Annotated in this window: 11 protein-coding genes; 5 read left to right on the top strand and 6 right to left on the bottom strand. The window is 58.1% G+C overall.

Annotation, left to right across the window (positions count from 1 at the left end; genetic code table 11):
- Positions 1-21 precede the first annotated feature (21 nt).
- From ntrC to F552_RS18545, 3 genes are all read left to right on the top strand, one after another.
- Positions 22-1,440: a nitrogen regulation protein NR(I) gene (ntrC, locus tag F552_RS0105230; protein ID WP_018150674.1), complete on the top strand. Its 1,419-nt coding sequence runs from the start codon at positions 22-24 to the stop codon at positions 1,438-1,440.
- Positions 1,441-1,520: 80 nt separating this feature from the next.
- Complete coding sequence (locus tag F552_RS0105225) at positions 1,521-2,396, top strand: hypothetical protein (protein ID WP_156802225.1); 876 nt, start codon at positions 1,521-1,523, stop codon at positions 2,394-2,396.
- On the top strand, positions 2,393-3,412 hold the full coding sequence (locus tag F552_RS18545) for a glycosyltransferase family protein (protein ID WP_018150672.1): 1,020 nt from the start codon (positions 2,393-2,395) through the stop codon (positions 3,410-3,412). The genes F552_RS0105225 and F552_RS18545 overlap by 4 nt, the downstream gene beginning before the upstream one ends.
- A 25-nt stretch (positions 3,413-3,437) precedes the next feature.
- Here F552_RS18545 and F552_RS0105215 read toward each other — a convergent pair whose 3' ends face one another.
- From F552_RS0105215 to F552_RS0105190, 6 genes are all read right to left on the bottom strand, one after another.
- Positions 3,438-4,448 (bottom strand): septal ring lytic transglycosylase RlpA family protein, encoded by a 1,011-nt coding sequence (locus F552_RS0105215; protein ID WP_018150671.1) that lies wholly within the window; start codon positions 4,446-4,448, stop codon positions 3,438-3,440.
- 10 nt (positions 4,449-4,458) lie between these two features.
- The gene (rodA, locus tag F552_RS0105210) at positions 4,459-5,574 is read right to left on the bottom strand and encodes a rod shape-determining protein RodA (RefSeq protein WP_018150670.1); all 1,116 of its coding nucleotides are present in this window, start codon (positions 5,572-5,574) and stop codon (positions 4,459-4,461) included.
- Positions 5,567-7,519 carry a penicillin-binding protein 2 gene (mrdA, locus tag F552_RS0105205; RefSeq protein ID WP_018150669.1) on the bottom strand — a complete coding sequence of 651 codons (1,953 nt, stop codon included), beginning with the start codon at positions 7,517-7,519 and terminating at the stop codon, positions 5,567-5,569. The genes rodA and mrdA overlap by 8 nt, the downstream gene beginning before the upstream one ends.
- A gap of 43 nt (positions 7,520-7,562) precedes the next feature.
- Entirely contained in the window at positions 7,563-8,072 is a 510-nt protein-coding gene (gene mreD, locus F552_RS0105200; RefSeq protein ID WP_018150668.1) for a rod shape-determining protein MreD, read from the bottom strand.
- On the bottom strand, positions 8,062-9,012 hold the full coding sequence (gene mreC, locus F552_RS0105195) for a rod shape-determining protein MreC (RefSeq protein WP_018150667.1): 951 nt from the start codon (positions 9,010-9,012) through the stop codon (positions 8,062-8,064). The genes mreD and mreC overlap by 11 nt, the downstream gene beginning before the upstream one ends.
- A 91-nt stretch (positions 9,013-9,103) precedes the next feature.
- A complete protein-coding gene (locus tag F552_RS0105190) occupies positions 9,104-10,153 on the bottom strand; it encodes a rod shape-determining protein (RefSeq protein WP_018150666.1) in 1,050 nt (349 codons plus the stop codon).
- A gap of 203 nt (positions 10,154-10,356) precedes the next feature.
- Between F552_RS0105190 and gatC the strand changes: the two genes are divergently transcribed.
- Positions 10,357-10,644, top strand: a complete 288-nt coding sequence (gatC, locus tag F552_RS0105185) for an Asp-tRNA(Asn)/Glu-tRNA(Gln) amidotransferase subunit GatC (protein ID WP_018150665.1) — start codon at positions 10,357-10,359, stop codon at positions 10,642-10,644.
- Between the two features lie 24 nt (positions 10,645-10,668).
- The gene (gene gatA, locus F552_RS0105180; protein WP_018150664.1) at positions 10,669-12,120 is read left to right on the top strand and encodes an Asp-tRNA(Asn)/Glu-tRNA(Gln) amidotransferase subunit GatA; all 1,452 of its coding nucleotides are present in this window, start codon (positions 10,669-10,671) and stop codon (positions 12,118-12,120) included.
- Positions 12,121-12,128 lie beyond the last annotated feature (8 nt).

The following is a 12,128-nucleotide window of genomic DNA, read 5'->3' as shown; positions in this document are numbered from 1 at the left end:
AGTTTTGATCAGGAAACTGTTATGCCACAAGTCTGGATTATTGATGATGACCGCTCCATCCGCTGGGTGTTCGAAAAGGCCCTGGCCCGCGCGCATATCCAGTTCGAGAGCTTTCCGGATATCGCCAGTGCCCGCGCTGCCCTGTCGGGCAATCTGCCGCAGGTAGTAGTCAGCGACATTCGCATGCCGGGCGAAAGCGGCCTGGATTTTCTGCGCGAGCTGCGTGATCTGCACCCGAACATTCCGGTCATCATCATGACCGCCTATTCGGATCTCGACAGCGCCGTGTCGGCGTTCCAGAACGGGGCATTTGAATACCTGCCCAAACCGTTTGATGTGGATCAGGCCATTTCCCTGATTGAGCGTGCGCTGTCGACCAACCCGGTGTCTGTCCAGCCCGAGCCAACCTTGAGCCAGGCTGACATCCTCGGGCAGGCGCCCGCCATGCAGGACGTGTTCCGCGCCATCGGGCGGTTGTCCAATTCCAGCGCCACGGTCCTGATTACCGGTGAATCCGGTTCGGGCAAAGAGCTGGTCGCCCGTGCCTTGCACCGTCACAGTCCGCGCAGCAATAAGCCGTTTATTGCCATTAACACGGCCGCCATTCCGCGTGACTTGCTGGAGTCCGAGCTGTTCGGCCATGAGCGCGGTGCGTTTACCGGCGCACAAGCACAGCGGCAAGGGCGCTTCGAGCAGGCCGAGAACGGTACCCTGTTCCTGGATGAAATCGGTGACATGCCCGCCGAGCTGCAAACCCGCCTGTTGCGGGTGCTGTCGGACGGCTACTTTTACCGGGTCGGCGGGCACCAGCCCGTCAAGGCCAATGTCCGGGTGATTGCGGCTACCCACCAGGACCTGGAAACCCGGGTGAAAGAGGGCGGTTTCCGCGAGGATCTGTTCCATCGTCTGAACGTGATTCGCCTGCGCTTGCCGGCATTGCGAGAGCGCTCACAGGATATCCCCTTGCTGGCACGCCACTTTTTGCAAAAAAGCGCCGCGGAGCTGGGCGGCGAACCCAAACAGATGACCGATGCCGCGCTGGAGGTGCTGGAGCATCACCCATTACCGGGTAACGTCCGCCAGCTGGAAAACCTGTGTCACTGGCTGACCGTGATGGCGCCAGGCCAGCGGGTGGATGTGGGAGACCTGCCGCCCGAATTCCGCGACGGAGATGCATCGCAATCCCCGGCTGCTAGTGCTGATGCTTCCTGGGAACAGGCACTGGCGACAGAGGCGTTGGCTGCGTTTCATCGTGGCGATAGCGGCATCATGGAAGCGTTAACCCATCGCTTTGAAGGCACGCTGATTACCGAAGCCCTGAAATTTACCCATGGCCGCCGGATAGAAGCTGCACAGTTACTGGGGCTGGGGCGCAATACCCTGACCCGCAAGGTACAGGAGCTGGGGCTGGATCACGGGCATGACGAAGGGGCGCAGTAAGCCAGTCACATAGACCGGATCGGGGCATCGTCGCATGCCGGGTGACTTGCATTCATCCAGAAATGTGAGAGACTATGCCCATGCCATCCAATCCGACAGATCAAGCAGCCAAAGCCCGCTGGTGGTGCCTTCAGCTGGCCGACAGTTATGACGGCACCCCCAGGCAATGGGTGTTGCTGGGCTATGTCCAGTCGCACTTTCAGGGGGTGCAACCCTATGTGCCCGGCAGAGGCGACCGCGTCTGGCGCTGGCTTTCCCGCTGGCTGGGTCAGGGCATCCTGACTTTTTACCTGCGCAAGTTGCTGCCGGACATTCTCCCGCTGATCCGTTATTCCAGACGGGACTGGTCAATCTGCCTGCCGGCACTGGAAGCGCCTATTCTGGCAGGTACCCTGCTGGGGAGCCTGCTTCTGACAGGAGACGCCACGCCGGATTTCCGGCGTCAGCTGTTTGTTCTGTTCTCTTTTCTGGCCATGTTATGGCTGGGTTTCCGCCTGGCCCGGCTCCTGAGTGCACACCAGCAGTTGCAACAACAGCAGCAGATCACGCAACTGGCAGAGCTGGAACACAACCCGTGGGAAGAAGTCGAATCACTGGAAGACGGGTTAAAGCATTTTTTCCCGGCCGCTACCGTCTCTCATCTGCAGCTTGAGATTTCCCGCCAGCCCGCTTACTGGCTGTCTCTGGAGCGTCTGCCCATTCTGAGCGTGTACCGGCCCAATGAGGCCTGGCCATGGCGGGAGTGGAGCGCGACCATCGTCTTGTATGCGCTGATATGCAGCATGCAGGTACTGGCGGTTGGCTGGTCCTGGTGGATTGCGTGGCCCGTCCTGCTCGGTATGGCCTACTGGCAGTTTGTGTTGCCGGCCACGTTACGGCCGGCCTGGTGGCACGCTGTCCTGGTGGGGAGTGCCGCCTGTGCCGGCATCATCATGGGCTGGATGCTCATCAAATGAATACACTCGCACATCACTGGCTGGGGGCATCGCTGGTTGATGCGGAGCACCGCATCTGGCTACCCTTTGACGTCGCCTTGCATCCGGAGCTGATTCCCGGGCTGCAACCGCTACCGCATTCGCCTTACGTCCGTCATGCGGACAAGACCCCGTTTGAGTTGCCGCCGCATCTGACATCGCTTCATGTCATCAATGCCACCGGGGTTGCCCTGGGGGATGCCATCATGGGGCTGACGGCGCTGATTGGCCTCAAACGCCTGTATCCTGCCTTGAAGATTGTGGTGTATTACGGGCGATATGCGCCAGACGCCGTGAAATCCCTGCTGCGACTGGTATCACACTGGTTTGAGGTGGTGGAGCTGCCGGCCAGATTGCCCGCACTCGGCCCGCGGCACTGGGTAATTGATCTGGCCGATGTGGTGGCCAGGCCCTCGTTTGGACGCCTGCACATGCTGGATTTCTTTATCCAGTCACTCGGTGTACCTGCCGCGCTGATTCCCCGCATTAACCGCCAGCATCACTGGTTGCAAGACTTGTCGCTGCCATCCGTAGCGCCGGCGGAACCCTATGTGTTCTTTAGCCCGCGGGCCAGTACCCGTTTGCGTACCATGCCAGAGCACGTGCAGTACCTGGTGCTGGATGCCTTGTGGCAGCAATACCGCTTGCCGGTTTACGGGTTTGAGGCCTTAACGCATCCGGCCTACCACCACTTGGCGCCAGTGCCCACCCGGGACTATCTGGCCTGGGTCAGGTCAGCCCGGTTTGTGTTCTCGACAGACAGCGCAACCTTGCATGTGGCGGCCGGGTTCGATGTCCCCACGGTCGCCGTGTTTGTCAGTATCGATCCGGTGCTGAGGGTGAAGGATTATCCGCAGTGCTTCGCCATGGATATCCGGCATCCTGGCCTGTACGGTTTGCACCGGACGGACGAAGCCAGTCTGCTGGAAGTGGCCCAGCGGCAGTGGGAAACGCACTGGTTGTCACGGGTGCCATGGCCAGCCCTGAAAGGGGCATGACCACGGCGGACGGGATGGGCTGGTCTCAGGGGCGCAACAGCATGGCTTGCAGACCGGACAAGCGTTTGACCTCAGTGATGCTGGCTCGCGCCAGTTGTTCATTGTCAAATGTACCAAGCACTACCTTGTGCAGATTCTTGTAAAAAATCACCTGAATATCTTTGCCTAGCGCAGCCAGCGGACCGGCCAGTTTTTCTTTCAGGGCCTCGGCATTGGCTTTCAGGCTGAACGATCCCAGTTGCAGATAGAGCGCTCCACTGATCATTGTCGGGGTATCACTGCCCGCCGGAGTATCCGTTGACGGGGAGGCTGCAGGGAACAGACTATTGTCCTTGTCTTGCGCTGCCAGCTGCGTGGCCGACGGAGACTGGCCAATCGGGAAGACCCGCTCGACACGAACCCGGGTACTGCCCTTGCTGGAGTAGCCCAACTTGAAGGCCGCGGCAAAAGACAAATCGATCAGCCGTTCGCTATGGAAGGGGCCACGGTCATTGATGCGAACGATCACGGACTTACCGTTTTCCAGATTGGTGATGCGGGCATAGCTGGGGATGGGCAAGGTGCGGTGGGCGGCGGACATGCCAAACATGTCGTACAAATCTCCGCTACTGGTGCGTTTGCCATGAAACTTCTTGCCGTACCAGGACGCTCTGCCCTCGGCCACATACGGTTTGCCGGTGGTATCCGGTACCCAGGTATCTCCCAGTACATTATAGGGTTTGTTGGCAAAGCGGTTTAACGGCTCGGCCTTGGGTTCGGCATCTGGTGTGTTTTCCAGTCCGGGTGGAATGACCTCGGCCGGGCCGTCATCCAGATAGTAGCCGCCCTCTTTGGACGGTGGTGGCAGCTTGGGGTCTCGGCTAGGTTTGGCACCGGGGACATAGGTGTTGTCGGTTTTACTGGTTTTGGCGGCCGGTTTGGGTGGGCCGGTGTCGGGTGTGCGCTGGCCATTTTGTGGCATCTGGCTGGTGCCGCATGCGGCCAGCAGCAGGGTGACGGCGCATGCGCCAGCGAGTGTCAGTCTGTTGATGGTCATACGCATTCCTTCAACCAAACTTGATCATGGCACGGTGGCGGCGGATGCTCATCAGCAAGCCGAACCCGATAAGCAGGGTCACCAGCGACGTTCCGCCATAGCTGATCAGCGGTAACGGCACCCCCACCACAGGCAGAATGCCCGACACCATGCCCATGTTCACAAACGCATAGGTAAAGAAGGTCATGGTAATGGCCCCCGCCAGCAATTTGCCAAACAGGGTATTGGCGTGCATGGTGATCGACAGGCCGCGCATCAGGGCCAGTACATACAGGGTTAGCAGCACCAGGTTGCCAACCAGGCCGAATTCTTCCGAATAAACGGCAAACACAAAGTCCGTGGTTTTCTCGGGAATATAATCCAGATGGGTCTGGGTTCCCTGCAGCCAGCCTTTGCCGGTCACGCCGCCAGAGCCGATGGCGATGGTCCCCTGAATGGTATGGTAACCCTTGCCCAATGGGTCGGTACTCGGGTCCAGCAGTGTCTGTACCCGCTGGCATTGATAATCATGGAACACCTGGCTGCAACGCCCCAGATCCATCACAAACCAGATGCTGACAATCCCGACCAGAATCATCGGCACGATCAGTTTCCATGACAACCCGGCCAGATACAGGACAAAGAAACCGGAACCGGCGATCAGGATAGCCGTGCCAAGATCGGGTTGCTTCAGTACAAAGGCTACCGGGATGGCCAGCAGGATGGCCGCCACCAGAAAATCCCGCACCCGCAGCATCGCCTCGTGTTTGTGCATGTACCAGGCCAGCATCATCGGCAGGGCAATTTTCATCATTTCCGACGGCTGAATCCGGGTCACGCCAATGTTCAGCCAGCGGCGAGCGCCTTTGCTGACATCGCCAAACAGGAATACCCCGACCAGCAGCGCCACCCCCAGCAGATAGAGTGGCAGCGCCACACTCATCAACCGCTGTGGCGGCTGGCTGGCGACAAACCACATGCAGGCAAAGGCCACCGCGAAGTTGATCATTTGCGATTCGACCCGGTCAAAGCTGCGTTCGCCAGCCGAATACAGCGTGATCTGGCCGACGCATATGAGGGCCAGCAGAATGATCAGCAGCCAGGGGTCCAGCGGTCTGATCAATCGCAGCCATAAGTGCTTAATCATGCTCGTTTTCCTCTACACTGGCCTTGGCTTCGGATGCTGTTGCGTCGCCTTTGCCGGACGGGATGATTTCCGGACGTTTGCCAAGCAGATAATAATCGATGATCTTACGCGCAATCGGGGCGGCCGTCGCGGCACCAAAGCCCCCGTTTTCGACCAGCACGGCCAGGGCAATTTTCGGCTGCTCGACCGGCGCAAAGGCAATGAACCAAGAATGGTCGCGATGCATTTCCTTGGTGGTGGCGGCGTTGTATTTGGCGCCCTGCTTGATCCCCACCACCTGTGCCGTCCCGGTTTTACCGGCCATGGTATATTCCAGGCCGCCACTGATACCGAAAGCCGTACCACCTGGGCCTACCACGCCTTGCATGGCATGTTTGACGACTTCCAGGTTTTCCGGCTTGAAGTTATTGCGCGCCGCCGGTGCCGGGTCAATCTTGCGGAACGTGTGCGTGCTGACGTCTTCAATACGGTCTACCACGTGCGGCTGAAAAGCCACGCCGTTGTTGGCCATGATGGCTGTGGCATTGGCCAGTTGCAGTGGAGTGTAAGCATTATAACCCTGACCGATCCCGATGCTGACCACGTCGCCCAGATACCATTTGCGCTGCTCTTCCTTGAATCTCGGTGACGAAAAACGATTTCGTTTCCAGGCCGGAGACGGCAGAATGCCGGTGGCTTCGCCGGGCAGGTCAATGCCGGTCTGGCTGCCGAAGCCAAACTTGGGCATGAAGCGGTCAATGGCATCAATGCCCATGTCAAACGCCAACCGGTAGTAATAGGTATCGCACGAGGCCGCAATCGATTTGTACATGTCCACCAACCCGTGGCCGCCGGGTTTGTCATCCCGGAAGCGATGGCTGCTGCCCGGCAAGGCAAAGAAGCCCGGGTCGGCAATGGCGTCACCCGGCCGGCGATAGCCCATTTCCAGTGCGGCCAGAGCCATGAAAGGCTTGAAGGTTGAACCTGGCGGATACATGCCGCGCAGGGCACGGTTATTTAGTGGCCGGAAAGGTGAATCATTCAGCTCTTGCCAGCTTTGCGAGTCAATTCCATCGATAAACAGGTTGGGATCAAAACCGGGTTTGCTCAGGAAGGCCAGCACACCCCCCGTGGCCGGGTCGATGGCGACCAGCGCCCCACGACGGTCGCCAAACAGTTCATCGGCCAGCTGCTGCACCCGGATATCCAGCGAGAGGTGCAGGGTATTGCCGGAAATGGACGGCGTGCGGTGAAGGACGCGAATGGCCCTGCCGCTAGAGTCCGTTTCGACCTCTTCCACACCGGTGGTGCCATGCAGCTCGTTTTCATAAAACTGCTCCAGGCCGTTTTTCCCGATGTGGGAAGTGCCGCGGTAATTGGCCACCTTGTTCTCGGCGGCCAGCTGGTCTTCGTCGGTCTGGCTGATGCGGCCGATGTAGCCGATTACATGCGAGGTCAGTTCTTTGTACGGATACTCCCGGAATAGCCGGGCCTTGATTTCGACACCGGGGAAACGGTAGTTCTGTGCCGCCACCTTGGCAATTTCCTCGTCGGTCAGACGGATCTTGAGCGGCAGGGTTTCAAAGTTCTTGCTCTCGGCTTTCAGTTTGTAGAACTGACGCTTTTCCTTGGGCAGGATGGGGATGATTTTCCCCAGCTCGGCAATGGTGGCTTCTAGGTCCTCGATCTTGTCCGGACGCAGTTCCAGCGTGTAGGCCGTATAGTTGTGGGCCAGCACAATGCCGTTGCGGTCGACAATCAGCCCGCGATTGGGCACCACCGGTGCAATGCCGATACGGTTGCTTTCTGCCTGGGTGTGGTAATAGTCATGCCGGCTGACCTGTAGCAGGGTGAAGCGGGCAATCAGGCCGCCAAAGCCAAGCAGAATCAGGAAGGCAAGTAAAATGACCCGGATCTGGAACTGAACGCCATCCTGCCCGGAGCCTTTCAAGGTAGGACGATTCATGAAAATGACCAGACGTTAAAATGGGATGGAGCAACGATACACATCAGAGTTCGGACTCTCTTGCCCGACGCTGTGGCAGTTGCAGCAGATGCACCATCAGGGGCCACATCAATGCGCCGACAGCCGGAGCGGTAAAATAGGTAAGGCTTGGCAGACGGCCATCTGCCAGCAGGCGGATGCCGGACATTACCAGCGAACCCAGCAGCAGCAGGGGTAGTACATGAATGGCCTGATTCCAGAAGCCAAACAAGCGCATGCGGCGGGATAGCAGGATATTCAGGTACAGCATGATCACATAAGCCAGCGCATGCTGCCCGAACAGGCTGGTATCGGCGATATCCATCAACAGCCCGAAGGCAAACCCCCAGCCGATCGACACCCGGTCGGGTTCGTACAGATTCCAGTAGAGCAACAGCACCGCCACAAAGTCGGGTTGTAGCATCCAGCCGTTATTGCGCCATGGCAGCAGGTTGACCAGCAGCCCTAGCAACAACGAAAACCAGACAAACCAGGGCTTGACGGGTAATAACAGGGTCTGGTGACTACGGCGCATGTTTCTTAGCCTTTACGCTTTTCTTGGGTTTTTCTGCCGGTAATGCGGAGGCTGGGTACTCAGGCAGTTCGGCCGGTTTGCCCAATACCAGATAGTGGCGGCTGCGATCCACGCCACCAATAGGCTTGCACCAGATTCTGGCAAATGGCTGGCCGCCGGCACGTTCCACCCGTTCCACACGGGCTACGATCAACCCGGCAGGATACGTGCCGTCAATGCCAGACGTGGCCAGTGTATCCCCGGGTTTGATGTCCGAATTCAGGGCCAGATAGCGTACTTCCAGCCAGCCGTCCTGGCCGGTGCCGTACACGACGGTCCGTTGGTGGGTGCGGGTGATTTCCACCGGCACCGGAAACCCTTTGTCGGTAATCAGCGTGACTTCTGCCATCAGCTGATGCACCCGTGTCACCTGGCCAACCAGCCCGGCTGCATCCAGTACGGGCGAGCCTTCCGTCAGATTGTTGGACTTGCCCTTGTCGATGATGATCTTGCGGGTAAACGGGTCCCGGCCGGCGTAGAGCATTTCGCTGACCTGACCGCGTTCCGGATAGCTGAGTGACAGCGTCAGCATTTTGCGCAAGGCGGTATTTTCGGCGGCCAGTTCATCAGCCTCCTGCAGTCGGGCGGTGACTCGCAGGCGGTCCAGCCGCAGTTGCTGGTTCTCCTGCTTCAGGGTTGCCTGTTCGGTCAGAAACTCCTGGGTAGAGCCCATCCATTTGCCGGGCAGCATGGCAGCCTGCTGCAGCGGGTACAGTGCAACGGAGACATTGTCACGGATGGTTTCCAGATAGCGGAACCGGCTATCCGTAAACAACAGGATCAGCGAGGTCGCACCGAACCACAGCAATTTGCTGAGCGGGCTTTGGCGACGACCAAAAAAGGCGGGTTGGGTTTCTTTATCCACGGTCCAGCGCAACGGGTAGTATGAATTGGCAAACACTGAAACACACAGGGCGAACCCGCAGGCTCGCCCTTGAGACTGGCTTGTTCAGGGCGTTTTAACGCCCGGCCAGTCAATCTTTTTGCATGTCTCAGTCGTTCGTGAAGATGCTGCCGGAAACGACTTTATCCAGTTTTTCCAGGGCCCGACCTGATCCGCGCGCCACACAGGTCAGCGGGTCTTCTGCCACGATAACCGGCAGACCGGTTTCTTCGATCAGCAGGCGGTCCAGTTCACGTAGCAGCGCACCGCCACCGGTCAAGACCATGCCTTTTTCGGCAATGTCGGCGCCCAGCTCTGGCGGGGTTTGTTCCAGCGCAGACTTCACGGCGGATACGATCTGGTTCAGCGGCTCGGTCAGTGCTTCCAGAATTTCGTTCGAGGTAATGGTGAAAGAGCGTGGAATCCCTTCCGCCAGATTGCGACCCTTGACTTCCATCTCGCGCACTTCGGCACCCGGGAAGGCAGAGCCGATGCGCTTCTTGATTTCTTCCGCAGTGGTTTCACCGATCAGCATGCCGTAGTTGCGGCGGATGTAATTGATGATGGCTTCGTCAAACTTGTCACCACCCACACGGACGCTACTGGAGTACACGATACCGCCCAGGGAGATCACGCCCACTTCGGTCGTGCCACCGCCAATATCCACCACCATGGAGCCGGTAGGCTCTTCAACCGGCAGGCCGGCACCAATCGCGGCAGCCATCGGTTCTTCGATCAGTTCCACTTTGGAGGCGCCAGCATTCAGGGCAGATTCCTTGATCGCACGGCGTTCTACCTGTGTCGAGCCGCAAGGTACACAGATCACGATGCGCGGGCTGCGGGAAAACAGGCGTGACGGATTCACTTTCTTGATGAACTGTTTCAGCATCTGTTCGGTAACGGTAAAGTCGGCGATCACGCCATCTTTCATCGGGCGAATGGCGCGAATGCTGCCAGGCGTCCGGCCCAGCATTTTTTTGGCTTCCAGACCAACGGCCAGAATGGTTTTCTTCCCGCCTGAACCGCCTTCCTGCTGGATGGCAACAACGGATGGCTCATCCAGTACAATTCCTTTGCCCGTTACCCAGATCAGGGTGTTAGCGGTACCAAGGTCAATGGCCAGATCATTCGAAAAATAGTTGGATAGTGCACCAAACATGGATAAGTCCTTGTAATTCCGCTAAATATTCTTTAAAAAAACAGGGACAGCAAGTCATCGCTGTCTTGTAAAATACGGTTCGGCACTGCGGCGCGGAGTGATTTTTCACAACAAAACCACGCCTTCGTTTCGGCAGTGCACAGCAAATAGAGTATGATACCCTATTCAGGTTCCCAAATTAAGCATGATAAGCGGACATTTTTATGTCATTAACACTAGATGAAATTCAAAAAATCGCGCGGCTGGCACGGTTGCGTGTGACGCCAGAAGAAGCAACCCAGCTGCAAAGCCATTTCAGCGGACTGTTTGCACTGGTGGACGAACTGCAAGCGATTGATACGGAAGGCGTTTTGCCAATGTCGCACGCTCAGGACATTGCGCTACGCCTGCGGGAAGACAAAGTCACCGAGACGGATCGTCGTGATGCATTGCAAGCCGTTGCACCTCAGGTTGAAAAAGGCCTGTATCTGGTGCCCAAGGTCATTGAATAACTCCCAACCGGTTTGAGCAGTGATATGCAAAACGCAACTCTAAAACAGCTGGCGGAAGCACTTGCCAGCAAAGCGGCCAGTAGTGAAGAACTGGCACAAGACTATCTTACTCGCATTAACGCCCTGAATCCGGATTTGAACGCATTTATTACCATTGATGCAGACAAGTCACTGAACGAGGCACGTGCGGCAGATGCGCGTCGTGCCCAGGGGCAGGCCGGATTGCTCACAGGCGTTCCGCTGGCGCACAAAGACATCTTTGTGGCCGAAGGCTGGCGCTCGACCTGTGGTTCCAAAATCCTCAGCAACTTTGTATCGCCTTACGATGCTACCGTGGTGGCCCGATGCAAGACGGCCGGCCTCGTCAACCTGGGCAAGCTCAATTGCGACGAGTTCGCCATGGGCTCGTCTAACGAGAACAGCGCCTATGGGGTGGTGAAAAATCCATGGGATCGCCTGGCTGTGCCGGGTGGTTCATCGGGTGGCTCTGCCGCCGCAGTGGCTGCACGCATGGTGCCGGCCGCAACCGGCACGGATACGGGTGGTTCCATTCGTCAGCCGGCCAGTTTCTGCGGCATTACCGGTATCAAGCCAACCTATGGCATCGTGTCACGCTACGGCATGGTGGCTTATGCCTCCAGTTTTGATCAGGGTGGCCCGATGGCCCAGACGGCCGAAGACTGTGCCTTGCTACTGAACGTGATGGCCGGTTTTGACGAGCTGGACTCCACCAGTCTGGAGCGTGCGCCGGAAGACTATACCCGCGAGCTGGACACGCCACTGGCCGGGTTGCGCATCGGCCTGCCGAAAGAATATTTCGCCGAGGGGCTGGATGGCGAAGTGGCCGCTGCTGTGCTGGCCGCGGTCGAGGAATACAAAAAGCTGGGCGCAACAGTCGTGGATGTCTCACTGCCACGTACCCGCATGGCGATCCCGACCTATTACATTCTGGCACCAGCGGAAGCCTCCAGTAACCTGAGCCGCTTTGATGGCGTACGTTACGGGCATCGTGCTGCAGAATATACCGACCTGAACGACATGTACGAGAAGAGCCGCAGCGAAGGGTTTGGCGAAGAAGTCAAACGCCGGATTCTGACTGGAGCGTATGTGCTGTCACACGGTTACTATGATGCCTACTACCTGAAAGCACAGAAAGTCCGCCGCCTGATTGCAGAAGACTTTCAGCGTGCATTCGAGGTCTGTGACGTGATCATGGGGCCCGCCGCACCAACGGCCGCGTTTGACCTGGGTAGCCGTGCCAGCGACCCGCTGCAGATGTATCTGGAAGACGTGTATACCTTGTCGCCCAACCTGGCCGGCTTGCCCGCCATGAGCGTACCGGCTGGCTTCACTCGTACGGGACGTCCGATCGGTTTGCAAGTGGTTGGCAATTATTTTAGCGAAGCCAAAATGCTGGGTCTGGCCCACCAGTACCAGCAAGTCACCAACTGGCATCAGCAAGCGCCAGTACTGTAACAGGGGGC

It is taken from the genome of Leeia oryzae DSM 17879, from assembly GCF_000376945.1.
GTDB lineage: Bacteria > Pseudomonadota > Gammaproteobacteria > Burkholderiales > Leeiaceae > Leeia > Leeia oryzae.
The sequence above is the reverse complement of the archived record's forward strand: the minus strand, read 5'-3'. Positions and strand labels throughout refer to the sequence as shown.